At 69.1% G+C, this 25,252-nt stretch carries 20 protein-coding genes; 15 read left to right on the plus strand and 5 right to left on the minus strand.

Annotated features, from left to right (window positions below; all coding sequences use genetic code 11):
• Window positions 1-52 precede the first annotated feature (52 nt).
• The 7 genes from KY661_RS14365 to KY661_RS14395 all read left to right on the plus strand — a co-directional run bounded on the left by KY661_RS14365 (window position 53) and on the right by KY661_RS14395 (window position 8,329).
• Window positions 53-853: an alpha/beta fold hydrolase gene (locus tag KY661_RS14365; RefSeq protein ID WP_225410744.1), complete on the plus strand. Its 801-nt coding sequence runs from the start codon at window positions 53-55 to the stop codon at window positions 851-853.
• Between the two features lie 63 nt (window positions 854-916).
• Window positions 917-1,777 carry an alpha/beta fold hydrolase gene (locus KY661_RS14370; protein ID WP_225410745.1) on the plus strand — a complete coding sequence of 287 codons (861 nt, stop codon included), beginning with the start codon at window positions 917-919 and terminating at the stop codon, window positions 1,775-1,777.
• Between the two features lie 45 nt (window positions 1,778-1,822).
• Complete coding sequence (locus KY661_RS14375) at window positions 1,823-3,151, plus strand: S41 family peptidase (protein WP_225410746.1); 1,329 nt, start codon at window positions 1,823-1,825, stop codon at window positions 3,149-3,151.
• Between the two features lie 65 nt (window positions 3,152-3,216).
• A complete protein-coding gene (locus KY661_RS14380) occupies window positions 3,217-5,082 on the plus strand; it encodes a PEGA domain-containing protein (RefSeq protein WP_225410747.1) in 1,866 nt (621 codons plus the stop codon).
• 2 nt (window positions 5,083-5,084) lie between these two features.
• On the plus strand, window positions 5,085-5,363 hold the full coding sequence (locus KY661_RS14385) for a hypothetical protein (protein WP_225410748.1): 279 nt from the start codon (window positions 5,085-5,087) through the stop codon (window positions 5,361-5,363).
• A 189-nt stretch (window positions 5,364-5,552) separates the two neighbouring features.
• Complete coding sequence (locus tag KY661_RS14390; protein WP_225410749.1) at window positions 5,553-6,533, plus strand: D-alanine--D-alanine ligase; 981 nt, start codon at window positions 5,553-5,555, stop codon at window positions 6,531-6,533.
• A 278-nt stretch (window positions 6,534-6,811) separates the two neighbouring features.
• Window positions 6,812-8,329: a cellulose synthase family protein gene (locus tag KY661_RS14395; protein ID WP_075010591.1), complete on the plus strand. Its 1,518-nt coding sequence runs from the start codon at window positions 6,812-6,814 to the stop codon at window positions 8,327-8,329.
• A 9-nt stretch (window positions 8,330-8,338) separates the two neighbouring features.
• On the opposite strand, the gene KY661_RS14400 is transcribed toward KY661_RS14395, so the two are convergent.
• Window positions 8,339-8,893: a hypothetical protein gene (locus KY661_RS14400; RefSeq protein WP_225410750.1), complete on the minus strand. Its 555-nt coding sequence runs from the start codon at window positions 8,891-8,893 to the stop codon at window positions 8,339-8,341.
• A gap of 83 nt (window positions 8,894-8,976) precedes the next feature.
• Between KY661_RS14400 and KY661_RS14405 the strand changes: the two genes are divergently transcribed.
• Window positions 8,977-9,942, plus strand: coding sequence for a PEGA domain-containing protein (locus KY661_RS14405; RefSeq protein WP_225410751.1), 966 nt, complete (start codon window positions 8,977-8,979; stop codon window positions 9,940-9,942).
• On the opposite strand, the gene KY661_RS14410 is transcribed toward KY661_RS14405, so the two are convergent.
• From KY661_RS14410 to KY661_RS14420, 3 genes are all read right to left on the minus strand, one after another.
• The gene (locus tag KY661_RS14410; RefSeq protein ID WP_225410752.1) at window positions 9,934-11,154 is read right to left on the minus strand and encodes an OpgC family protein; all 1,221 of its coding nucleotides are present in this window, start codon (window positions 11,152-11,154) and stop codon (window positions 9,934-9,936) included. The two genes, KY661_RS14405 and KY661_RS14410, sit on opposite strands and share 9 nt — an antisense overlap.
• Window positions 11,155-11,324: 170 nt before the next feature.
• Complete coding sequence (locus KY661_RS14415) at window positions 11,325-11,972, minus strand: GNAT family N-acetyltransferase (RefSeq protein WP_225410753.1); 648 nt, start codon at window positions 11,970-11,972, stop codon at window positions 11,325-11,327.
• Window positions 11,973-12,021: 49 nt separating this feature from the next.
• The gene (locus tag KY661_RS14420; RefSeq protein WP_225410754.1) at window positions 12,022-13,350 is read right to left on the minus strand and encodes a sensor histidine kinase; all 1,329 of its coding nucleotides are present in this window, start codon (window positions 13,348-13,350) and stop codon (window positions 12,022-12,024) included.
• Window positions 13,351-13,534: 184 nt separating this feature from the next.
• Between KY661_RS14420 and KY661_RS14425 the strand changes: the two genes are divergently transcribed.
• From KY661_RS14425 to KY661_RS14450, 6 genes are all read left to right on the plus strand, one after another.
• Complete coding sequence (locus KY661_RS14425) at window positions 13,535-14,401, plus strand: MaoC family dehydratase (RefSeq protein ID WP_225410755.1); 867 nt, start codon at window positions 13,535-13,537, stop codon at window positions 14,399-14,401.
• 40 nt (window positions 14,402-14,441) lie between these two features.
• Window positions 14,442-15,107 carry a GNAT family N-acetyltransferase gene (locus KY661_RS14430; protein ID WP_225410756.1) on the plus strand — a complete coding sequence of 222 codons (666 nt, stop codon included), beginning with the start codon at window positions 14,442-14,444 and terminating at the stop codon, window positions 15,105-15,107.
• Window positions 15,108-15,214: 107 nt separating this feature from the next.
• The gene (locus tag KY661_RS14435; protein WP_225410757.1) at window positions 15,215-16,465 is read left to right on the plus strand and encodes a putative DNA modification/repair radical SAM protein; all 1,251 of its coding nucleotides are present in this window, start codon (window positions 15,215-15,217) and stop codon (window positions 16,463-16,465) included.
• Window positions 16,465-17,886 carry a UdgX family uracil-DNA binding protein gene (locus tag KY661_RS14440; protein WP_225410758.1) on the plus strand — a complete coding sequence of 474 codons (1,422 nt, stop codon included), beginning with the start codon at window positions 16,465-16,467 and terminating at the stop codon, window positions 17,884-17,886. Before KY661_RS14435 ends, KY661_RS14440 begins: the two co-directional genes overlap by 1 nt.
• A complete protein-coding gene (locus KY661_RS14445; protein ID WP_225410759.1) occupies window positions 17,876-18,697 on the plus strand; it encodes a phytanoyl-CoA dioxygenase family protein in 822 nt (273 codons plus the stop codon). Before KY661_RS14440 ends, KY661_RS14445 begins: the two co-directional genes overlap by 11 nt.
• 113 nt (window positions 18,698-18,810) lie before the next feature.
• Window positions 18,811-22,737: a Dyp-type peroxidase gene (locus KY661_RS14450; RefSeq protein ID WP_225410760.1), complete on the plus strand. Its 3,927-nt coding sequence runs from the start codon at window positions 18,811-18,813 to the stop codon at window positions 22,735-22,737.
• A 26-nt stretch (window positions 22,738-22,763) separates the two neighbouring features.
• On the opposite strand, the gene KY661_RS14455 is transcribed toward KY661_RS14450, so the two are convergent.
• A complete protein-coding gene (locus tag KY661_RS14455; protein ID WP_225410761.1) occupies window positions 22,764-23,588 on the minus strand; it encodes a LysR family transcriptional regulator in 825 nt (274 codons plus the stop codon).
• Between the two features lie 298 nt (window positions 23,589-23,886).
• Between KY661_RS14455 and KY661_RS14460 the strand changes: the two genes are divergently transcribed.
• Window positions 23,887-25,203 (plus strand): SBBP repeat-containing protein, encoded by a 1,317-nt coding sequence (locus KY661_RS14460; protein WP_225410762.1) that lies wholly within the window; start codon window positions 23,887-23,889, stop codon window positions 25,201-25,203.
• The last annotated feature ends 49 nt before the right edge of the window (window positions 25,204-25,252 follow it).

The following is a 25,252-nucleotide window of genomic DNA, read 5'->3' on the forward strand; positions in this document are numbered from 1 at the left end:
CGGTTACTCACGCCGGCGTGTTCACCCCGCACTGTCCTCACAGGGATGTCCCATGAATCGCGAGGGGCTTGTCGATACCGGCACTGGACCGGCCGTCGTGTTGCTGCACGGCTTCCCGCACACGCCGCGGCTGTGGGACGCGGTGCTGCCCCGGCTCGCCCAGACCCACCGGGTGATCGCGCCCAACCTGGTCGCTGGCGGCGATGGGCAGGCCCTCGCGGCCGCTGTCGCAGACCTCCTCGACGGACTGGGCATTGAGCGGGCCGACGTCGTCGGCATCGACGCAGGCGCACCGCCATCCTTCATCCTGGCCCTCTCACGGCCGGAGCGGGTGCGGCGGCTCGTGCTGATGGAGTCGTTGCTGGGACGGCTTCCGGGCGCGGAATCCTTCCTCGCCAACGGCCCGCCGTGGTGGTTCGGCTTCCATCAGGCACCCGGCTTGGCCGAGACGGTGCTGGAGGGGCACGAGCGGGAGTACATTGAGTGGTTCCTCCGCGCTGGCACCCACGGTGGCCGGGGCGTGGCGCCGGAGATTCGTCATGCCTTTGTCTCCGCCTACACCGGACGCACGGCACTGGCCAGCGCCTTCGCGCATTACCGCGCGCTGCCCGTCACGGCGGCGCAGATCGCCTCGCTCGTCGTCGAACAGGGCAGACGGCTGTCGATGCCGGTGCTGGCGATCGGCGCGCATCCCATCGGTCCTGCGCTCGCGGCCCAGTTGCGGCCCGTCGCCAGCAATCTGACCGAGGTGCAGCTGGAGAACTGCGGGCACATCATCCCGCTCGATGCGCCGGGGCCGCTGCTGGAGGTGTTGGTGCCGTTCCTGCTCACGCCCGGACTCAAAGATTCTTAACGCGCTGCGCAAATCCACGGCCGCCATTATCCTGGCGGTACAGCTTTCCCAGGAGCGAGCACCGTGGACTTGATGGGTGGAGTGCAGAAGATGACGCGCCAGATGCTGGTGGCGCGCGGGGCGAAGTCGGTGGTGCGCAGCGTGGCGGGCCGGTCGGTGCACTCCTACGAGCTGAAGGGGCAGGGCAAGGGGCCTCCGGTGGTGCTGGTGCACGGGCTGGGCGGCTCGGCCAATGGCTTCTCCCGGGTCCTCTTCCCGCTGGGCAAGCGCTTCTCGCGGGTGCTGGCGCCGGACCTGCCGGGGCACGGCTTCTCCAGCGACTTTTGTGCGGGGCCCGGGTGTGTCCAGGGACAGTTCGACACGCTGCGCGCCTGGGTGGAGCAGGTGGTGGGCGAGCCTGCCTTCGTGGTGGGCAACTCCCTGGGCGGGGCCATGTCCGTCAACCTGGCCGCCGAGGCGCCTGCCCTGGTCCGGGCCCTGGGGCTGGTGGCCCCCGCCGGGGCAGCCCTGCCGGAGGAGGTGTTCAATGCGCTGCTGTCCTCCTTCGCCGTCGAGACGGCCGAGCAGGCACGCGCGCTCACCCGGCGCCTCTTCCACAAGGCGCCGTTGCCCCTGCTGCTGCTCTCCCAGGAGATGCGGAAGTTCTATGCCACCCCGGCCGTGCAGGCCCTGACGGAGGATGCCCGGGCCACGCGCGCCTGCCTGGCGCCGGGGGCGCTCCAGGGGCTCACCATGCCGGTGCTCCTCCTGTGGGGGGGCAGCGAGCGGCTGTTGCCCTCCGAGACGCTGGACTACTTCCGGACCCACCTGCCCGCCCATGCCCAGGTCCAGGTGGTGAAGGGCTTCGGGCACGTGCCCCAGATGGAGCGGCCGGACGAGCTGGTCGCCCGCCTGGTGAGCTTCGCCGACAAGGCAGGGTTGTAGGCCTGGGTGTAGAGTGTCCGGGTAACTCGGGAAAGGACGCTCGACGTGAACCACCAGCCCTCCTCGTGGCGCACGGCGCTCGCGGTGGCCCTGTGGCTCGCCGCCCCCGCCGCGCTCGCGGACCGCGAGGACGACACCTATAAGAACCTGGAGGTGTTCGCCCGGGTGCTCTCCTACGTGGAGAACAACTACGTGGAGCCGGTGGACAACACCCGGCTCCTGCAGGGCGCCATCAAGGGGATGCTCGAGACGTTGGATCCCCACACGCTCTACATGCCGCCCGAGGTCTTCAAGGAGATGAAGATCGACACCTCGGGGGAGTTCGGGGGGCTGGGCATCGAGATCGCCCGCAAGGGCGAGCGCATCATCGTCGTGGCCCCCATCGATGACACGCCGGCCGCGCGGGCGGGCCTGCGCGCGGGCGATGAGATTCTGCGCATCGACGAGCAGAGCATCCAGGGGTTGGATGTGGCCGCGGTGCTCCAGAAGATGCGGGGCCCCGCGGGCAAGCGCGTGCTGCTCACCCTCATGCGCGAGGGCTTCAGCGCCCCCCGGGACATCGCCATCATCCGGGACCACATCCGCATCGTGGCCGTGGAGGGCGCGCTCTACGGGGGCATCGGGCACGTGAAGGTGAAGAACTTCCAGGACCGCACGGACCTGTACCTGCGCAAGGAGCTGGACCGGCTGCGGGGCCTCAACGGGGGCAAGGAGCTGAGCGGGCTGGTGCTGGACTTGCGCAACAACCCCGGTGGCCTGCTGGACCAGTCGGTGGCGATGAGCGACCGGTTCCTGCCGGGCAATCTCCCCATCGTTAGCACGCGCGGGCGCAACGGGCGCAACGCCACCGAGGAGCGCAGCAAGGACCGCGACACCGAGCCCAACTACCCCATGGTGGTGCTGGTGAACTCCGGCAGCGCGTCGGCCTCGGAGATCGTGGCCGGGGCGCTCCAGGACCACGGGCGCGCGGTCATCATGGGCGCGCAGACTTTCGGCAAGGGCAGCGTGCAGACCGTCATCGAGCTGGAGGATGGCTCGGGGCTGAAGCTGACGATTGCCCGGTACTACACGCCCCTGGGCCGCAGCATCCAGGAGCGGGGCATCACCCCGGACTTCCTCGTGCCCGATGAGCCCGGCACCAAGCCCGGCCCGGAGGCGCCGCGCGAGAAGGACCTGAAGCGGCACTTCAAGGCGGAGCCCGGGGTGGCGGCGGCCTCCGGGCAGAGTGCCGGGGCACGCACACTGCCAGCGAACCTCACCCCCTGGGACGTCACCGCGAAGCTCAAGGACTACCCGCTCAAGGTGGCCCTGGACTACCTCCACTCGGTGGGAGGAGCCCCGGAACGCCCTTCGGCGGGGGCGGGACCGCAGTAGTTGCGTTCCCAACTGGCTTTTCGCCGGGCAGTCCGGGTAATGCTCGTTGAATGGCAGCAAGAGTGATGCGACGACCCTGGATCCGCGTCCTGGACGCGGCGCTGAGTGGCCTGCTGGTGGGCCTGCTCGCCGCCGGTCCTGCGTTCGCGCAGCAGCCCCCGCTGCGACTGCTCCCCCGAGCGCTTCCGGCCGCGGCCGCCCCCCGCCTCACCGTGGTGGTGGTGCCGCTGGACGCGGCGGCCCGGACACAAGTGCCCCGCCTGACGTACCTGGCCGAGCAGGCCGCGGCGGGCACGGGCCGCTTTGAGGTGGTGCGCCTGGCCGATGCGCTGGAGGCCGATGCCGCGCGGGCCCGCGAGGAGAAGGCGGCCCAGGCAGCCACCGCGTTCGCCGAGGGCCAGAAGGCCTACGATGAGCTGGACACCCAGAAGGCGCTCCAGCAGTTCGACGCGGCGGTGCAGGCCTACGAGGCCAGCGACCTGTCCCGGCACTTCACGGACATGAGCCGGGCGCGGGTGATGAAGATCGCCTCGCACGTGGCCAACGGTGACAACAAGGCCGCGGCGCGGGAAATCTCGGACGTCCTGGCCCGGAACCCCCAGGCGGAGTTCTCCCCCAACTACTTCCCCGCGGACGAGCGCAACCTGGTGGAGAAGACGCGCAAGTCCGTGCTGGCCCAGGCGGACAAGACCCTGGAGGTCAAGACCCAGCCCGTGATGGCCCAGGTCTTCCTGGATGGGCAGTTCCAGGGCAGCTCCCCCTTGCAGCTCTCCGGCCTGTCGCGCGCGGACCACTTCATCACCCTGGTGGCGCCGGGCTATGCGCAGGAGCAGCAGCGGGTGAGCGGCGCCGAGGTGGCCTTCACCCTGCAGCCCACGGTCCACGCCCCTCGCCTGCGGGAGCTGGTGGAGCGCATCGAGGATGGGCCCGAGTCGAAGGGCCGGGACGAGGCGCTCAAGGCGCTGGGCACGCTCGCGGGCACCCAGCAGGTGCTGGCGCTGCTCATCCGGGGAACGCCGGGCGCGGGGGCGCAAGATGCCATCGTGCTCCGGCTGGAGACGCGTGACGGCCACAACCTGGGCTACGCGGCGGGGCCGGTGACCGCCTCGGGCGAGGCGATGGAGGCGGGCGTCCAGTCGCTCCTGGCCAACGTGCTGACGGGGGATGCGCCGCGCAAGGGAAGCAAGCCGGTGAACCACTTCAGCGCCGGTGCGCCCAGCGCCAACCGCCGGACGGCGGGGTATGTGCTGCTCGCCACGGGGGCCGCGTTGCTCGCGGGCGGAATCTATTTCGGCCTGGAGGCCTCCTCGAAGTCGGATCAGTTCAAGGAGACGCCCCAGACGTCCGCGCGCGGCGAGGCGCTGAAGTCCGATGGCAAGACGTTCGCGCTCATCGCGGACCTCGGCGTCCTGGCCGGACTGGCCTCCGCGGGCGCGGGGGCCTGGCTGGCCTTCTCCGAGGGCGGAGGCGGCGGGCAGAAGGCGGCCCCCGCGAGCCGTACGCCCGAGCCCCCCGCCGAGGCCGCGCCCACGGAAGCGCCCGCAGAAGCGCCCGCGCCCGCGCCGGAGCCTGGGGTGGCCCCGCCAGAGAAGGCCGTGGAGCCGGCCCCGGAGAAGCTGTCCCCGAAGAAGCGGGCCGAGGAGGAGCGGCGTGCCCGGGAGGAGGCGGCCAAGCAGGAGCGTCAGGCCCGCGAAGAAGCCACGAAGCAGGAGCGGCGCAACCGCGAAGAGGCGGCCAAGAAGGAGCGCGAGCGCGAGGAGGCCGAGCGGCGCGAGCGTGAGGATGCGGCGCGGCGCGAGCGCGAAGAGGCCGAGCGGCGCAAGCGTCAGGAAGAGGAGCAGCGCAAGCGCGAGGAGGCCGAGCGGCGCAAGCGCGAAGAAGAGCGGAAGAAACGGCCTGCACTCGACGAAGACGATCTCCGGAACTACTGACCATGCGCTTCCTTCGCACTCTCTGGTTGCCCGCGGCCCTGGCGCTGACCGCGTGCAGCCTGCTCGTTGATTTCGACGCCGAAGGGCAGCCCTGCGACGCGCAGAACCAGTGCCTGGAGGGCTACGTCTGCGAGAACGGCTCCTGTGTCTCGGGGCAGGCCCCCCCTCGCGCGGATGGCGGGCTCCCGGATGGTGGCCCGGACGCGGGGGATGGGGACGCGGGGCAGGAGCCGGACCCGGATGGGGGCACCGATGGTGGCCTCCCGCTCGATGGCGGGTAGGTGAGCAGGCGGCGGTGCGGCGCGTGGCTGTCCGCCCGCGCCGTGGCCCGTGAGCCACGGGAGGGTCCCCCGTAGCCCCGTGAAATGACAGGGTTACGGGCACTCCCGGCGGCAGTTTTCGTGACCTGTAGCACAAGTGGTGTTGGCATCCGGCGTGCTGAGGGACTGACCCAGGAGGAGTTGACCAACATGGGCAAGCGCGTCGGAGTGCTGATGGGTGGGTGGGGCGAGGAGCGGGAGGTGTCGTTGAAGACCGGTGAGGCCGCCGTGGCCGCGCTGGAGGCGGAGGGCCACACCGTCACCCGCGTCTTCGCCGGACCGGGGCTGGACCGGGTGCTGCGCACCGCGGAGCTGGACGTGGCGTTCGTCGCGCTGCACGGGCGGATGGGCGAGGACGGCAAGGTGCAGGGGCTGCTGGAGCTGCTGGAGCTGCCGTACACGGGCTCCGGGGTGCTCGCCTCCGCGCTGGCGATGAACAAGCCCTTCGCCAAGAAGCTCTTCCGGCTGCACAACCTGCCCACGCCCCAGGGCTACCGGATTGGCCGGGAGGAGCTCGCGCTGCTCCAGGAGCGCCACGGGGACCTGGGCTTTCCGTGCGTGGTGAAGCCTGCCTGTGGCGGCTCGTCCCTGGGCCTGGCCCTGGTGCACGATGCCGAGGCCCTGGCCCCCGCGGTGTCCAATGCCTGCCGTTACGGTGGTGAGGCGTTGGTGGAGCGCTTCGTGAGCGGCCGTGAGGTGACGGTGGGCATCCTCGGCGGCGAGGTGCTCGGCAGCTGCGAGATCGCCACGCCCCGGGAGGGCTTCGACTACGACGCCAAGTACAAGGGGGGCACGAACTACTTCCTGCCCCCGCGGCTGTCCGCCACGCGCCTGGCCAACGTGGAGTCGCTGGCGCTGGCCGCCTGGCGCGCCCTGGGCTGCCGCGGCTATGGCCGGGTGGACCTCATCTGCACCGAGGAGCAGAACGACTTCGTCCTCGAGGTGAACACGCTGCCGGGGCTCACCCCCACGAGCCTGCTGCCGAAGATCGCCGCGCAGCGGGGCATCAGCTTCTCCCAACTCGTCGAGCGCATCCTCGGCCTGGCCACGCGGGACGAGGCAGGGGTGGCGGAGCTGCCCGCCCTGGCCTCTCCCGCGCAGCCCACGCAGCGCCGCGCCGTCGTCGGCTGACACGGGCGGAGGCTGCCTCCGTTCTTACGTAGACATACAAGCGCCCAGGACCGCCCCGGGAGGGCCTCTTCCCGGGGGGTTTTGTTTGACAGGCCCTTGACGCCTCCCTATTGTCCGGCGCCATTGGGTGCCATTGCTGTAAAAAGACAGTAATTCCGGGCACATACGTGGCGGGGGCTCAGCGGATCCGGTAGCGGCGGTCAGCGTGAGTCGCAGTTTCTCGGCCGCGCATGGAAGGACCGCGAGGCGGAACTCGCGGTAGGGGTTGAGCGTCACCGATGACCACTGTCGAGATCATCTTCTTGGGGGTGTACTTCACCGTCCTGTGCGTGCTGGCCGTCTATGGCTCACACCGGTACCGGATGGCGTACCTGTACTACCGCCACAAGTTCAAGCTGCCCACGCCCAAGGGCGTGCTGCCCGCTTTGCCCCGCGTCACCATCCAGCTGCCCATCTTCAACGAGATGTACGTGGTGGAGCGGCTGGTGGACTCGGTCTGCCGCATCGACTACCCCCGGGAGCTGCTGGAGATCCAGGTGCTGGACGACTCCACCGACGAGACGTGCGGCATTGCTCGCGCGTGCGTGGAGCGCCACCGCAACAAGGGCCTCAACATCGTCTACATCCACCGGACGAACCGGCAGGGCTTCAAGGCGGGCGCGCTGGAGCACGGGCTGAAGGTGGCCTCGGGTGAGTTCGTGGCGGTGTTCGACGCGGACTTCGTGCCCAGCCCGGACTTCCTGCAGCGCACGGTGCCGTTCTTCTCGGACGCGAAGGTGGGCATGGTGCAGGTGCGCTGGGGCCACCTCAACCGCGAGTTCTCCATCCTGACGCAGGCCCAGAGCATCTTCCTGGATGGGCACTTCATCATCGAGCACACGGCGCGCAACCGCTCCGGGTGCTTCTTCAACTTCAATGGCACGGCGGGCATCTGGCGCCGGAGCACCATCGAGGACGCGGGCGGCTGGCAGCACGACACGCTCACCGAGGACCTGGACCTGAGCTACCGCGCGCAGCTCAAGGGCTGGCAGTTCATCTTCCTGCCCGAGGTCATCTCCCCGGCGGAAGTGCCGGTGGACATGAACGCCTTCAAGAGCCAGCAGCACCGCTGGGCCAAGGGCTCCATCCAGACGGCGAAGAAGCTCCTGCCCACCATCCTCAAGAGCGACTTGCCGTTCGTGGTGAAGCGCGAGGCGTTCTTCCACCTCACCAACAACATGGCGTACCTGTTGATGGTGCTCCTGTCGGTGCTGATGCCGCTGTCCATGGTGGTGCGCTTCCACCACGGGCTCTACGGGACGCTGTTCCTGGATCTGCCCTTCTTCGTCACCGCCACCGCCAGCGTGTGCGTCTTCTACGTGGCCACCCAGCGCGAGCAGGGCGTGAGCGGCTGGGCGCGGCTGAAGTACCTGCCGTTCCTGATGAGCCTGGGCATTGGCCTGGCCATCAACAACGCCAAGGCGGTGCTGGAGGCGCTGCTCAACCAGCAGTCGGGGTTCGCGCGGACGCCGAAGACGGGCTCCGAGGGCAAGAGCATCAAGCGCATCCAGAAGAGCTACCTGGGCACCAAGACGCTGATGCCCCTCGTGGAGCTGCTCTTCGCGGCGTACTTCACCGGGGCGCTCTGGTTCGCCATCGACGCGCGCATCTACACCTCGGTGCCCTTCATCATCCTGTTCCAGGCGGGCTTCCTGTACGTGGGGCTCTCCAGCCTGCTCCGGGGCCGGCTGAAGTCCACCGCGGCCTCGGCCGCGGCGCTCAAGCCCCCCGAGGAGCAAGCCCGCCGGGTGGCCTGAGCCTTCCGCTCACGTCCCCGCGTCGGGCGTGCCCGCATCCGGCGCGCCCGGGCTGGGCGCGGCCCGGCGCAGCACGTGCTCCACCCGCTGGGGCACTGGGCCGCTCGAGGGCGGCTGGCAGGCCTCGTCGATGGCGGTGCTGGACACCGTGCGCAGCGTGAGGCTGCCGCTGTCGCAGGCGGTGAGCTCCGTGGGGAATGTGACGGGGCAGGGTGTGCCGGAGACGTTGAAGCCCGTGGCATGGGTCTGCCCCCGGAAACCGTCCGGGGTCCGGTTCAACACCAGGGAGATGGCCCCGGGATCGGGCGCCTGCTCCACGCCGCCATCCGCGCGGGTCCGCAGCAGGGTGAGTGACAGCGTGCGCCCGTCATCCTGGGCCAGGTAATGGAACGCGGCGTTGGCCGCGTGGTGGTACTCGCCCGACAGGTTCTGGGCGCAGCCCGGGGGAATGCGCACGGGAGGCTCGGTGGGAGCCGTGGGAGTGGGAGGGTGGGAAGGGCAGGCGGCGAGGCCCGACAGGGCCAGGGCGCCGAGCACCAGGGCCGGGGAAGCGGTTCGAGACATGGGGGGCGCATCTTTCACCACGCCCGGCCGGGGCGGTACGGTGTTTGACCCTCCAATTACGACTCTCTAACCTTCTGTTCCTCATGGTCCATCGCCGCTTCGCCGTCCTCGCCGTCCTGGCCACCCTGCTGGCACCTGGGGCCTATGCCCAGGACGATCTCTTCGTGCCGCTGGAGCCGGCCAAGCCCGCCGCCAAGCCCAAGCCGAAGCCGGCCAAGCGGCGTGCCAAGAAGCCGCCGGCGAAGAAGCCCGTGGCGGCCCCGGCCCCCGAGGCGGACGACGATCTCGCCGTCCCCATGGTGGAGCAGAAGGGCCGGCTGCTGGTGAAGCTGGGGGGCGGCATCAAGGGCGCGCGCCTCTTCGTGGACAGCACCGAGGTGGGCGCGCTGCCGGTGGACGCGCTGGAGGTGACTGCCGGCGAGCACACGGTGGCGGTGCGCAGGCCCGGGTATGCGGACTTCGTCCGCCGCATCCCCGTCGCCGTGGGAAAAACGGCCGAGGTGACGGTCTCGTTGACGCCCGTGGCGGGCGTGGTGGCGGTGAACTCGGATGTGGCCTCTGCCCAGGTGTCCATCGACGGGCAGCCCCGGGGCCCGGTGCCGCTGACCGGCATCGTGCTCAAGCCGGGCTCCCACGAGATTGTCGTCAGCCGCGAGGGCTTCGAGCCGGACAAGCAGCGCATCGCCGTGAGGGCGGGCAAGGACTACACGGTGACCGCCAACCTGCGGCCCCTGCCGGGTACGGCGAGCGCGTCCGTGGCCCGCACGGACACCCCCAAGGAGACGAACCTCTTGCCGCCTGAGCCTGCCGTCACGGCGAACCCCTCGCCGCTGGCGCCCCTGCCCACGGAGACGGAGGCGAGCGCGTCCCGTCCCTGGTTCAAGCGCTGGTATGTCTGGGCGGGTGTTGGCGCCGTGGCGACCGCCGCGGCGGTGGGGGCGGTGATGGCGACGCAGGGCTCGGGTGGGGATCCGCTGGATCCAGGCACCGTGTGCGGCGGCCAGGGGTGCGACGCCGTCATCAACGCGGGCCGTGCCCGTTCATTCTGAGGCGCGCGAGGGACCTTCCGGAAGCGGGGGCGAGGCCCCCACGGCGGCCTCCGGGGCAGACCTGGATTCCTGAAGCAGGGCAGGGAGGGCAAGGGACGCAACGGCCGCGACGGCGATGGCGGTCTTGGTCAGCTCGTTGAAAGGCCCGTGGTGGTAGTCCACCGCCTTCAACAAGTAGATGACGAGCACGTGCCACACGTAGGCCTGAAGGGAATGCCTGCCAATCCGCCGCAGGAAGGGCAGGGTGAAGAGGGCGCGCAGTCCCTCCCCGGCCCGGCGGACGAAGCGGGACTCCGAGCGCTCCCCCGCCACGAGGAGCCAGCCCACCAGATAGGCCATGGCCGCGAAGTTCAGCAGGAACATCAGGCTGAACTCGGCCCGGATCTCCACGGCCCGCACGCGCGCCTGCATGGCCTCGGGGAGCAGCCCCCAGGTCATGCCGAGCCGGCAGAGCATGAAGAAGCCGGTGATGCAGAGCGCCGCCTGAACGAGCCCCCTGCGGGAGGGATCGAAGACGCGCTGCCAGTTCAGCTGGCCGGTCGAGGCCAGGCATCCCAGGACCATCCCCGCAGTGAAGACGAGCTGCCAGGCGAGCACGTTGAAGTGCGCGCGCAGGACGAGCCCGGAGTGCAAGGCGCCCATCACGGCGTCGATGGCACTGGCCAGGGGCAGGTGGACGCCGAACTGCACGCCGAGCCAGAGCATCATCGAGCCGAGCGCCACCGGCACCCAGCGGCCCGTCACGCATAGCCACACGAGCGGGGGCGACAGCGCGAGGTAGACGATGTACTGGGGCAGGATGTCCAGATACGTCGGCTGGTAGAGCAGCGCCGCCGCGGCCAGCGCGAAGCCCCAGTCATTGCGCGCCAACTGCCAGAGCCACGGCTCCCAGTACACGGAGGACTCGGACAGCAGGAAGCCCAGGCCGATGATGGCCAGGAGGCAGCCCACGGTGTACCGGTAGAGCTCGAAGACGCGCTGGTAGATGCGCGAGGCGCCGGCGCGGTAGCCCTGCTTCTTCATGCGCGTGCCGTGGACCTGGCCCATGAGCAGGCCGGACAGAAACACGAACCCGGGAGCGTCTTGGACGTAGCCCAGCTCGCCATGGTTGAGCTTCACGAGCAGGTAGCCGCCCTCGAAGCTCAGGTGGTTCAGCACCATGAACACGAGGAAGTAGCCCCTCAGTCCGTCGAGAACTTCCAGCCGTCGCATCTCCCACCGGGCCTCAGCCGGGGAGGTGTCCCCTGCGTCCGTCTGGCCGGGAGCAAGGCACATGCCTTCCTGGCGCTGCCCCGGAACGGCCGGTGCGCGCGGGCAGGACCGTGGCAGAACGCCACGCGGAGCCGCGCGAATTGCCACACCGCCCGGGAGTCACCCGAGCGTCAGGGGAGGGGCTGCCCGAGGAAGTCGAAGCACTGAAGGGGAAGCTGGCGCGCGGGGGAGTGGGGATATTCGGAAGCCAGGAGGGTGAAACACAGCAGGTCCCCCCTCTCGTGGTAGGGCGCGAGCTGCCGGTCGCGCAGCCGCCCTTCAAAGGTGAACCCCAGGCGGCGGGCCACCGCGGCGCTGCGCACGTTGTCCGGCGTGCACATCACATCCATGCGCTTCACCTGATCGCGCTCGAAGGCGGTCTTGACCAGGGCAGAGGCCATCTCGGTGGCGAAGCCTTGACCGGCCGCATCCCGGCGCAGCCAGTAGGACAGCTCCAGGGCCCCGATGCCGGCGCGCCGGAGCAGGCCGGTCTCGCCCAGCATGCGCCCGGTGCTGGGCTCGAAGACGCCGTAGAAGCGGTCTTGATCCAGATCGAAGCTGCCGCGGCTCTTCCGCACGGCCGCGACGTGGGTCTCCAGGGGAATCGGGCGGCCGTCGGGGCGGCGAAACATGAAGTCCAGGTGCGCCCCGCTGGAGTCCACCGCCTCCTGGCGACGGACGGCATCCTCCGGCTCCAGGCACCGCAGGACGAGCCGGGACGTTCGCACCAAGTAAGGGGGAGAAGGGGCTGCGGCGGGACTGGGGGCACTGGCGCTCATAAGGCAGGTCTACACCTGGGGCCGGAAGGGCGGCAACGAATGCCAGGGCTCAGGCGGCTGCCTCGGAGGCCGAGGCCCGGGGCAGCCACAGGATGAAGCGGGCGCCCCCCTCGGCGCGGTTCTCCGCGTGCAGGGTGCCGCCAGCCCGCGTGACGTAATCCTTGCACAGGGCGAGTCCCAACCCCGTGCCCTTGCCGGGAGGTTTGGTGGTGAAGAAGGACTCGAAGATCCGGGGCAGCACCTCGGGGGGAATGCCCGGTCCGTTGTCCTCCACCCACAAGCTCACGCCCCCCTCCTCCCGCCGTGCCCGCACCGAGATCTGGGGCTGGCGGGGGGGCTGTGCTTGCTCCACCGCGTCCGTGGCGTTGAGCAGCAGGTTCACCATCACCTGCACCACATGCCGCTGGCTCAGCCTCACCTCGGGCAAGCCGGGGTCGAGCACCAGCTCCACGTGACCGCTCCCTCCCAGCCGCACGGAGGCCAGGCGGCTCGCCTCGCGCAAGGCCTCCTCCAGCGGCCCCCGCTTCTCGTCGTCCAGGACCCCTGCCCGCGAGAAGTCCTTCAGGTCCTTGATGATCTGCTGGATGCGCAGCAGCCCCTCTTGCGTCTCGCGCAGCACGCTCTTGAGCTCCTCCCGGTCCAGGGGAGGGCCCTGGCGGCCCGTCTGCCGCTCCAGGAAGCTCAGGTTGGCCATCACGAAGGCCAGGGGATTGTTCACCTCGTGAGCAACCCCGGCGGCCAACTGCCCCATGAGCACCAGGCGCTCCACCTCGGCGCGCTCCCGCTCGGCGCGGCCCCGCAGCCGCTCGCTCTCCGCGAGCTGCTCCACCGCCTGGAGCCGTGCCTGGTGGGCCTCGCTCTGCGCGTGGATGAAGCGCTGGTACACGCGGGAGCCGGAGAACGCCAACGCCAGGACCACCAGGCTCGAGAAGGCCTGGAGCACCATCTGCCGGGGCGGCATGCCGCTGAGCGCACTCACGAGCGACAACGAGAGGAGCGAGGCCCCTCCACTCACGAGCGTGGGCTGGCTGCTGCCCGGGGTGAACAGGGCCAACATGAAGGGCAGGGCGCCGAGCATGTGAATGTATGGGCTGAGCGGTCCGCCGCTCCAGTGAATGAAGAGCACGGCGGCCACCAGGCCCAGACATCCCCCAATCACTCCCACGTGAACGGGGGAAAACCCCTTCACGCCAATGCTGATGCCCAGCAGGACGAAGAGCCCCGCGAGGACGAGTTCGCTCACCACGAGCCCGGGAGGCCACGTCCCCGACACCAGGCAGTGGAAAGCCAGACCACAGAGCAAGTAAACCGCCCCGGTGAGATAGCTCCGCTTCTGAACCTGGATCAGGGTCTTCGCGCCGGAAGGGTCGAGAGCCATTGTTGGGGGATCCTACCTGCCCTCTGGCAGGGCAGGCGCGAAGTCCGGGCGGCTGCCGCGAACTGGACATCCGGACTCAAGCCATCCGGCCCTGCCGCGATGCAGCAAGACATGGAGCACCCGCGGATGCTTACTGGGCTCTTTCCATGCGAGCGGGGCCCTCATCCTTGATAAGGGCTGCGGCATGTCTCTGCCCGTCTCGCTCGAACTCGACGCATTGCCCTCGCTCGGTGTTCAGCTGGTGCGCGCCGCCGTGGCCCGGAAACCCGCCCGGGCCGCCGAGGTGCCCCGGCTGGAAGTGCGCGTGCGGCACGTGGTGGCCGAGCCCCAGCGGCTCGCGCGCTATCGCGCCGTCTGTGGCTTCGAGGCCGATGGCTTCTTGCCCGCCACCTATCCCCAGGTGCTGGCCACGCCCCTGCACATGGCCCTGCTCAACCGCCCGGAGTTTCCCTACCGGTTGCTGGGGATGATTCACATCCGCAACGTCATCCGGCAGCTGCGCCGGTTGCCAGACGATGCGCCGCTGGCGATCTCCTGCTTCCTGGAAGGGCAGCGCGAGGTGCGCCTCGGCCGGGAACTCGATTTGTCGACCCACGTGGACGTGGACGGAGTACGGGTCTGGGAAGCCGTCACCACCATGCTTCGCCGGCTGCCGGGAGGGGAGTCCTCGCGCAAGGGCCGAAAGGCCCCCGAGGAGGAGGGAACCGCGTTTCGAGACAGCCGGCCCGCCCGCTGGACGGTGCCCGCAGGCATGGGGCGGCGTTATGCCCGGGCCTCGGGGGACTACAACCCCATCCACCTCTCGGCGCTTGCCGCGCGCCCCTTCGGGTTCCCGCGTGCCATCGCCCATGGCATGTGGACGCTGAGCCGGTGCCTGGCGGAGATGGGGGAGGCTGGGGAGGCACCTGCCCTCACGCTGACCTGCGAGTTCCGGCGTCCCCTGTACCTGCCCTCGCGGGTGCGGTTCCAGACCGCACGGCAGGAGGAGGCCATCGCCTTCCGCGTCTCCGCGGAGGAGGGCGAGGTCCACCTGGAGGGCTCCTTGCGTTGAGCATTGTCCCGGCTGCCCGGGCGGTTCAGACTCGCCGTCCATGACGGCTCACGAAGCCTCCCTGCGTGCCGATCCCGCGCTCGTCGAGATCTGGGTGAACGGCTGGACCCTGACGCGGGGCACGCCTCCGCCCGTGCGTGAGGGAGAGTCGCTGCGGGTCGATGTTGGTCTGCCTGACCAGCGGGTGCGCTACGTGTACGCGCGGTGGTCCGAGGAGGTGACGCGGCGGGCCCAGGAGATCGACGCGCCCTGGTGCTTCCTGAAGGTCTGTGCTCCCGCGGAGGTGGTGCGTCCTGGGCTGCCGCCGGCATGGGAGATCCGCCCGCCGGGTTTCATGATGCGCTGTGACGGGCCCATGCGGGGTAACGCCCCGCTCCCCGCGGGCTATGCGCTGGAACTGGCCGGTGGTGCGCCAACGACGGTGGCGCGGATCACCACCGCCGATGGCCAGGAGGCGGCCTGCGGCCGGATGGTCTGTGTGGGCGACGTCATCATTTATGACCGGATCGCCACGGAGCCCGGGCATCGCCGCCGGGGCCTGGCGCGGGCCCTGCTCCTGGCCCTGGAAGCCGCCGCGCGGGCCCAGGGAGGCCGTCAAGGCCTGCTGGTGGCCACGACGGATGGACGCGCCCTTTACGAGACGCTCGGTTGGAGCCTGCACTCGCTCTACACCACCGCCGTCATTCCTGGCCCGGAAGGCGGATGACTGGCTCGCCGGGCTGCGGTCCGTCACGCCACCGGATGTCCGCCTGCCTGCTGATCCACGCGCCGCGCGTGCTCTCCGGAGTCAGGGACGGTGCGTAGGATCCGCCCATGGACGTGCGCAAGAAGCTGGAGATTCTCGCCGATGCGGCCAAGTACGACGCCTCGTGTTCGAGCAGCGGCGGCAAGCGCAAGGCTTCAAAGGAGGGACTCGGCAGCGTCGAGGGCATGGGTATCTGCCACAGCTACACGCCGGATGGCCGGTGCGTGTCGTTGCTGAAGATCCTGCTCACCAACCTCTGCATCTACGATTGCCAGTACTGCATCAACCGCATCTCCAGTGACACGGCCCGTGCGCGCTTCACCCCGGCGGAGGTGGTGCTGCTCACGCTCGACTTCTACAAGCGCAACTACATCGAGGGCCTGTTCCTGAGCTCCGGGGTCATCAAGAGCCCGGACTACACGATGGAGCAGCTCATCGAGGTGGCGCGCTCCCTGCGCGAGGTGCACCTGTTCCAGGGCTACATCCACCTCAAGGCGGTGCCGGGCGCGTCCAAGGAGCTGATCGACGAGGCAGGCCGGTACGCGGACCGGCTGAGCGCCAACATCGAGCTGCCGACGGACGGGGACCTGCGCAAGCTCGCGCCGGAGAAGAGCTTCGCCGTCACGGGCGAGACGATGAAGGAGATCTCCACGCGGGTGGAGCAGTCGAAGGCCGAGCGGAAGGAGAGCCCCAAGGCCCCGAAGTTCGCCCCGGCGGGACAGAGCACGCAGATGATCGTCGGCGCCACGCCCACGCCGGATGCCACCATCCTCGACACCGCGAGCCGACTCTATTCGCGCTTCGGGCTCAAGCGCGTGTACTACTCGGCCTACAGCCCCATTCCCATCGTGGACGCGCGGCTGCCCGCGAAGTCCCCGCCGCTCGTGCGCGAGCACCGGCTGTACCAGGCGGACTGGCTCCTGCGCTTCTATGGCTTCCGTGTGGACGAGCTCGCGCCGTCCGAGGCTCCGGACCTGTCGCTGGAGATGGATCCCAAGCTGGCCTGGGCGTTGCGCCGGCGCGAGCTGTTCCCGGTGGATGTGAACCGGGCACCGCGTGAGATCTTGCTCAGGGTGCCGGGGATGGGGGTGCGCACGGTGGACCGGCTGCTCCGCATCCGTCGGTGGCACCGCGTGACGCTCGCGGACCTGGCGCGGCTGCGGGTGCCGCTCACGCGCGTGAAGCCCTTCATCCAGACGGCGGACCACCGGCCCACGGGGCTGTTGGACTCGGCGTATCTCTCCGAGCGGGTGAAGGCGCCCGCCACGCAGCTCTCCCTGTTCACCTCCGCGCAAGAGGCGCTCACGGGAGAACTCTGATGCGGGTGGAGGTGGGCGGGGACCTGGAGTCCTTCCGCGCGGCGGCACGGGGGCTGCTCGCGCGGGGCATTCCCCCCGGGCAGGTCCACTTCACGGAGGAGCAGGGGCGGCAGGGCTCTCTGCTTGCGCCCGAGGCGGTGCCGGCGAGCGCTCCCGGGACGGGGCTAACCGTGCCTCCAGCGTTCCTGGAACTCGCGGAGCGGGCCGCCTGCCACCGCTCGCCCGACCGCTGGAGCCTGCTCTACCGGGTGCTGTGGCGGCTCACCCACGGCGAGCGCAAGCTCTTGGAGGTGGAGAGCGACCCGGATGTGTACCCGGTGCTCATGCTCTCCAAGGCGGTGCAGCGCGACGCGCACAAGATGAAGGCGTTCGTGCGCTTCCGGAGGGTGGAGCGGGAGGGCGAGGAGTACTTCATCGCGTGGCACCGGCCGGAGCACCTCATCGTCCGGTACGTGGCGCCCTTCTTCGCGCGGCGCTTTCCCGCCATGCGCTGGAGCATCCTCACGCCGGAAGCGAGCGTGTCCTGGGACCTGGAGCGGCTCACGTTTGGGCCGGGAGTTCCACGCTCGGAGGCGCCCGAGGCGGACGTCCTGGAGGAGATGTGGGGGACGTATTACGCCTCGGTCTTCAATCCCGCGCGGCTTAACGTGAGGGCCATGCGCGCGGAGATGCCGAAGAAGCACTGGGCGACGCTGCCCGAGGCCCGGCTCATTCCAGAGCTGGTGCGCCAGGCGCCGGAGCGCACGGAGCGCATGGTCCAGCCGCGCATCGAGGTGTCCGCCGCCAGCCTCTTTCTGCCCGGACAGCGAGACCTCGCCTCCCTGGCCCAGGCCGCGCAGGGGTGCCGGGCCTGTCCCCTGCACGAGCGGGCCACGCGCACGGTGTTCGGCGAAGGGCGCGTGGGGGCGCGGCTGATGCTCGTGGGCGAGCAGCCGGGGGACACGGAGGACCGGGAGGGAAAGCCGTTCCTCGGTCCGGCGGGCCAGCTCCTGGACGAGGTGCTCGCAGGGGTAGGGCTGAAGCGCGAGGAGCTCTACGTCACCAACGCGGTGAAGCACTTCGGGTGGACGGGGGACGAGAAGCAACGGCTGCACGCGAAACCCGGCCGGCGCGAGGTGCTCGCGTGCAAGGCTTGGCTGGACGCGGAGGTGGCGCAGGTGAAGCCGAAGATGATCGTCTGCCTGGGAGCCACGGCGGCCCAGTCCTTCCTGGGGCCGGGCTTCCGCATTAACCTGAGCCGGGGACAGATTTTCGAGACGCCCTGGGCGAAGGCGTGGATGGCGACGTTCCATCCCTCGGCGCTCCTGCGCATGCCGGATGAGCGGGCCCGGGCTCAGGCCCGCGTCCATTTCGAGGAGGACCTGCGCAAGGCTGCGGCCACCGTGCGGGGGCTCGTGGAGGGAGGAGCACATGCCGAATGATGGCAAGAAGCCGGGAACTCTGACCGGCGAGCAAATCGAGCGGTTCATTCAGGAAGGGTTCGTCCGGGTGGACCATGCCTTTCCGAGCCACTTGGCGGACGAGGCGCGGGCGATCCTCTGGCGGGACACGCGTTGCGATCCCACCCAGCCAAGCACCTGGAACCGGCCGGTCATCCGGCTGGGCATGTATACGCAGCAGCCCTTCATGGATGCCGCCAGCACGGCGGTCTTGCATGCGGCGTTTGATCAGCTCGTGGGAGAAGGCCGCTGGCTGCCTTGCCGCAGCATGGGGACGTTTCCCGTGCGCTTTCCCTCTCCGGACGATCCGGGAGATGCGGGCTGGCACATCGATGTGAGCTTCGGATGGGAGAACCCGGACTTCATGTCGTGGCGGGCGAACGTCACGTCCAAAGGGCGTGCGCTGTTGATGCTGTTCTTGTTCTCGGATGTGAGCGAGGCCGATGCGCCCACCCGCCTCCGGGTGGGCTCGCACCTTCACACGGCCCGCATGCTGGCGCCTGCGGGAGAGGACGGCCTCTCGTTGCGAGAGTTGGCCGCGAATGGGTTCAATGAAACCGCCGGGTGCCCGGAAGCACTGGCCACGGGGGAGGCGGGCACGGTCTATCTTTGCCACCCATTCCTCGTTCATTCCGCGCAGCCCCATCGCGGCTCACAACCGCGGTTCATGGCCCAGCCCCCCCTCCTTCCCCGGCATCCTCTGGACCTATCCCGGAAGGACGGCGGCGCTTCCCCTGTCGAGGTGGCCATCCAGCGTGCCCTGGGGCTTCCTGGAGGGGCTTCGGCGTTCTAGATGTCTGGCTTTCGAGCCTGGGCGGTGACACTGCGGGTGAAAATCTGGTAGAAGGGGAGCCAGGGGGGGGCTTGACAGCGTTCAGGCCCCACGTGTCCATCCGTGAGGCCTACATGAGAACGCCGTCTGTCTTGGCTCAAGCGCACCAGTCCGCGAAGTCTCTGTCCACCCGTCAGGGAAACCAGCTCAGCCATGATCTCTGGTCATTGGTTCAGCGGGGCTTGGTTTATCCCTCGCCGTATGCCGTCTTCGCCACGTTCTGGCGCGTGCCCCAGGGAACCGGCAAGCCGGTGACCAAGGCGGTGCTCCAGCGGTTGATGAAAGACGTCCGCGAGGAGATCCATACCCATTATGGGAGCGCCAACACCTCCGCCATCGTGGGGGTGGGCTTCCGGCTCTGGCAGGAGTGGTGCGCCGAGGAGGGCACCGAGCCGCCCGAGGGGATGAAGCTGGCCTTCCCCGCGCCGGAGTCCCCGGCCTCCCGGTCCGCTGTGTTCGCGCGCTCGCATGGGACATTCGTCGATTCCCAGGGCGACCTCTGGTTTCACATCAAGTCCGACGAAGAGACCCACTGCGATGCGGTCTTCGCCTTCATCCGCAAGCGGCTGGAGGACGAGGAGCAGTGCATGCGCTCTGGCCCGATGGACCACCAGAAGGCCGCGACCAAGTCCACGCGCCCGGACAAGCGCGGCGGCAAGGTGCTCGGCTGCCGCTTCTCCGAGAACCTCAACAACCCGTCGGACCCCGTCTCCATTCAAGAGCAGACGCTCGTCGGGTTCGAGGACCCCGTGCACATGGGCGCCTCGTTCGTCATCGCGCAGCGCTTCGAGATCAACTGGGAGCACATTCTCGACATGAGCCCCCAGCAGGTCGAGGACCTCGTGGGGCGCACCACGGCGGACATCCTCATTCCCACGCAGGACAGCCGCAGCCACATCAAGAGCGCCCGTGTCCAGGACGAGCAGGGCAACACCCAGCAGGTGCTCCGGCTGGGATTGCCCTTCGGCCACGCGAACACGGTGGAGAGCGCGGAGCTGCGCGCCAAGGGCGCCAACCTCCGCGATGAGGCGGGCATCTACTTCGCCGGGTATGCGCGGAGCGTCCGCGCGCTCGAAACCATCATGATGCAGCAGATTGGCGACAAGCCCGGCTTTATGCGGGACCGGCTCCTCTCGGAGGTCCGCTCCAACCTGGGTGGCTTCTATTACATCCCCAGCCAGACGGACCTCAACCTGGAGCCCGTGCCGCTCCAGTCCCACGAGACGCAGAACTGGAAGCGCTTCCCGGGTGTGGACTGGACCCGCCTGGACCGGCACTTCGACGTGTCCTCGTCCAACGGGTACATGCATTACAACCACAAGAACTACCTGTTCCAGATGGCCACGATGAGCGGCGAGAAGCGCCGGACGCACCTGCCCCCGTCCAACCGGGTGCTGCAGCTGCTCTCGGACGCCTTCGCCCGGTGGCAGGACAACTGGTACTTCAGCCGGGCGCAGCAGGAGCTGGAGCACCTGTGTGCCTACGTGGCGCGCCAGTATGGGCCCGCGAAGGCCCGGGAGGTGATGGGGCTCTCCGTCGTCGAGCGCATGGGGTGGGCCATCAAGGTCAGCCTGGGGAGCGTCTTCGCCAGCGAGGCCTATGGTTTCCGGGGCCGGCGCCAGGACGCGCAGGGCAACTGGATCAACGGCGCGGACACCTACCGCATCCACCCCGTGGAGCTCATTGTCGGCGCGCTGCCCAACCTGGGGCTCGGCCAGGGCCGCTACGTCATCGACTACGCCCGGCAGGAGGAGCAGATCGGCAACTTCTTCGCCGGGCTGAGCCATGCCTCCGGCGTGGGCCACCTGGTGCCCGGCTTCCAGCGGGCGCTGGACAGCGGCCTCGGCGGCCTGATGGCCGAGGTGCAGGCCCGCCACGACACAGCCACCGGCGAGACCAAGCGCCAGTTCTACCGGGGGGTCCTGCTCGCGCTCGAAGGTGTCCGGGACCACTGCGTGGCCTACGCGGCCCTCGCGGGCAAGCTGGCCGAAGGCCTGCCGTCCGGGCAGCGCCCCGAGCGGGACAACCTGCTGAAGATCCAGGAGCGGATGAAGCGGCTGTCCACCGAGCGGCCCCAGACGCTGCTCGAGGCCACCCAGCTCCTCTTCACGCTGCACTCGTGCCTGCACCTGGTGGGGGAGCCCACCGCCATTGGCCGGCTGGATCAGATGCTCTTCCCCTTCTACGAGCGGGATGTGGCCGCGGGCACCCTCGATGACGAGCAGGCGCAGGAGATCATCGACTGCTTCTGGATCAAGCTGGGCGAGAAGGTGCAGCTCAACCGCCAGTTCGTCGAGGACCACCAGCCCTTCGGCAACCTGGCCATGGGGGGTATGAGCGGCAATTACCCCCAGGGCGCCGCGAACAACCAGTGGATCCAGCAGGTGACGGTGGGCGGCACCGTGGCGGACGGCTCTCCCGGCGAGGGCAAGCCCGCGTACAACAAAATCACGCTGTTCTGCCTGCGCGCGGCCCGGCGGCTGCCGCTCAACGCGCCGTGCCTCTCGTTGCGCGTGCGCAAGGACATCCCCGCCGAGTACCTGCACGAGGCGGCGCTCGCCCTGCTCAGCGGTGGAGCCCACCCGATTCTGCTCAGCGACGAGAAGATCATCCCCGGGCTGCTCCACAGCGGGGATGGCGTGGGGCAGGGCACCCAGCTCACGGCCTTCACGCCCGTGGCGCAGAAGGCCGGACGCGCGTGGCGCAGCGAGGTGGTGCTCCAGGCTGCCCGCGACTACGCGTGCGATGGTTGCTACGAGCCGCAGATCGTCGGCCAGAACTGGTTCACCCTGGGGGGGATGACGGCCGTCACGCCGCTGGAGGCCGCGCTCAACCAGGGCAAGAGCTGGAGCACGGCGGGCCCCATGTACTTCCGCGGCCAGCGGGTGTCCTTCACCTCGCCCCCGCCCACGGAGATCCGCAGCTTCGAGCAGCTCCAGGAGATCTTCTTCCAGCACCTGAGCTGGATGTACGCCAAGCAGGTGGACGGGCTGGTGGCCGTGTTCGGCACGATGAGTGCCGTGTGCCCCTCCCCGCTGCTGTCGATGTTCATCGACGACTGCATCGACAAGGGGTTGGACCTCTACGAAGGCGGTGCGCGCTACAACATGGTCGCCCCGTGCTTCACGGGCCTGTCCACGGTGATCAACTCGCTGTACGCCATCCGGAAGATGGTGTTCGAGCCGGACACCGCGGTGACGTCGCTCCCGGAGCTGGTGGAGGCGCTCATCTGTGACTGGGGCTTCACGATGGACGAGCCCTTCATCAGCACCCTGGCGGGGCAGGCCCGCATCGAGGCCAAGTCCGAGCGCTTCCAGGAGCTGCGCCGGGTGGCCCTGGCGCTGCCCCGGTACGGCCGCGGCAATGAAGAGGTGGATCGCTTCGGCAGCGACCTCCTCCAGCGTGTGGCGGAGACGGCGGTGCGGGTCTTCACCGAGCCGGCCGAGCCGACGGCCGCGAAGATGGTAGCCCTGGCCCAGCGGCTCGGGACGCCGGAGAAGCCTTTTGGCGGCTTCCAGGTGCAGCCCGGCGCGGGGACCTTCGAGAACTACGTCGAGTTCGGCGCCACCTGCGGGGCCTCTGCGGATGGCCGGCGGCTCGGGGAGACGCTGGCCTCGGACCTGAGCCCCTCGCCCAGCTTCGCGGACCAGCCCGTGAACCATCAGGAGGTGGCCATGCTCCAGGCGCTCTCCGGCTACACGGGGAAGGGCGTCGAGTCCTACACGAGCGGCGCCCCCACGGACTTCAACATCCGCGAGGACTTCCCGGTGGAATCGCTGGAGCGGGTGCTGGCCGCGTTCGCCCAGGGGCACGGCTCCAACGTCCTCACCATCACCTGCGCCAATCCCGAGACGTTCAAGCAGGCGGCGCTGGAGCCGGAGAAGTACGACGTGGTCCGGGTGCGCATGGGAGGCTGGTCGGAGTTCTTCGTGGCCATGTTCCCGCAGCACCAGGCCCAGCACCAGCGGCGGCCGCTCAGCACCCCTGGCGCCGAAGGCTGAGTGCCCCGGGAAACGGACGCGCGGCGCTACCTGGAGCGGCCCGGGCTGCGGAATTCCTGGGCCATGAAGTCGCGGAACGCGCGGATCCTGGCGGGGACCAGGGGGGCAGCCGGATGCAGCAGATACAAGGCAAACCGGTGCCCACTGTCCTGCTCTGGCATCAGCCGGACCAGCCGGCCCTGTTCCAGGTCCGGCTCGGCCACGGCCAGGGGGAGGAAGGCAATCCCCGTTCCCGCCAAGGCCAGGGAACGGAGGAACGCACCGTCTTGCGCCACGACGCTTGGCGTGAGGCGAATGCCGCCGGGACCGTTGTCGTGACGCATCATCAGGACGCGATGCTTCGCGAGGTCCGCCAGGTGGCGCGGAGAGCCCTCCCGTTCGAGGTACGCCGGGGAGGCGACAAAGCCCATCCGCACATCGAGAAGCCGATGGGCGATCAGCGAAGAGTCGCGAAGGGCCGGGGCCATTCGAAGCGCGACATCCAATTGATGTGCATCAAAATCGAGCTCCCGGTCGGTCAGCAGCAACTCCAGGGTGTTGGCGAAGTCTGGCGGAGCCGTGACGCGAATCCGCCCGCGCGGGTGCCCCCGTGTTTCGATGAGTGCATCCGTTGCGTCCTCGAGCAGTTCGAGCGCCTGCCCGACACGCTGCCGGTAGAGGACGCCATCCTCCGTAAGTTGCACGAGCCGGGGGCTGCGGCGGACCAGCGAAACACCGAGGCTTGATTCCAGGCGGGTGAGTCTCCGGCTCACCGAGCCCTTGGTCTCACGGAGCAGCCGCGCCGTGGCGGTGAGCGAGCCGTGGTCCACGGCCAGACAGAAGGCACGAAGGTCGCGCAGGTCCGCTGGCATGCGAGGCCAACAGCCAGTACCTGAAGGATCTGGTGAAGGCGGGCCTCAACCCCAGCGACGCTAGCACCTTCCCGCCGGACATGCTTCAGCCGAAGTCTTGAGCGAGGCGCGTCTGCACATCCTCCGTTTTCGTGGATGTGTCCGGAATTCCGGTTTGTTCAAAAGCCTATAAATTCTCTGCATCATTTTCTGGCGCGGCGGCTCCTCACTGGCGGTGCGAGTTCCTCTTTCTCGCCAGCCAAGGAGACGTATGTTTCGGTCGCCAGTTGCTTTGAATCTTTTTGCTGTGGTTGCACTGATGTCTGGCTGCGCGGGTGAAGACACCGGCACCTACGACTTGCTCCCCACGGAGCATGGGACGCTCCACCAGGTGCGGGACAGCCAGCTGGCCACGGCGAAGCAGCGGATCGCGAGCCTTGGGTACTCGACGTATCTGGGGTTCTCCGGCGAGGAGTTCGGCAACGCGATCGCCGTGGACACCGCGGGCAATTCCTATATCACGGGGACGACCACCACCTTCGGTGGGGTCCCCAACGTCTTCGTCGCGAAGATGAGCCCCACGGGCACCAACCTGTACTTCACGTACATTCCTGGCACGCAGAGCCGGGGCATCGCCGTGGACAGCGCGGGCAATGCCTATGTGGTGGGAACCCTGAGCGCAGGGCCGGCCCTCTTCAAGGTGAACCCGGCGGGGAACGCGCTGGTCTACTCCGTCACCCTCGGCTGGGATGAGCTTTCGGGCGTTGCCGTGGACACCGCGGGCAACGCGTATGTGACCGGAAGCGTCAACAATGGTATTCCGGGCATCGATGTGGCCGTGGGGAAGATCAACCCCACGGGCACGGCGTTCATCTACGCCCTGGCCTTTGGCGGCACGGGGGTCGACCGGGCCCATGGCATCGCCATCGACAGGTCTGGCAATGCCTACGTCACGGGCACCACCGATTCGGCCAACTTCCCGATCGCCAGCGCCTTCCAGGCCTTCCTGAAGGGCCCCCAGGATGCCTTCATCACGAAGCTGAACGCGACGGGCTCCGCCCTGGTCTATTCGACGTATCTGGGTGGGAATACGTTTGATTCTGGCAATGCCATCGCCGTGGACCCCTCGGGCAATGCCTACGTCACCGGCTCCACGGCCGCGCTCAATGGCATCCAGAGCTTCCCGGTTACCACCAGCGCTGTCCAGTTCGCGCCGGGAGGCGCGGGAGATGCCTTCGCGGTGAAGTTCGGCACCACGGGCGCCCGCATCTACGCCACGTACATCGGCGGAAACGCCGCAGAGTCCGGCGCGGCCATCGCGGTGAGCAGCACGGGCGTCGCCTACATCACCGGCTACACCTCCTCGGCCAACTTCCCCACGACGAACCTCGCCTACCAGCGGTTTGCCCCGCCGGATTCCAACGCCTTCGTGGTGCAGTTGACCGCGACGTTCAATGCCTACACGTATTCGACCTATCTGGGCGGGAACAGCTCGGACGTGGGCTCGGGCATCGCGGTGAACACGTCGGGCGCGGCGTTCGTGACGGGCAGCACCTACTCGGCCGACTTCCCGGCGAACGTCTACGGTCCGGGCGGGGGACACGACGCGTTCGTGACGAAGTTCAACGGCCCGTGAGTTGAGCGCAGCATGCTCATCCCAGGAGTCCCTTCTGGGGTGAGCGCCT

Origin of the sequence: Allostigmatella hybrida (assembly GCF_020103775.1) — a bacterium.
Lineage (GTDB): Bacteria > Myxococcota > Myxococcia > Myxococcales > Myxococcaceae > Hyalangium > Hyalangium aurantiaca.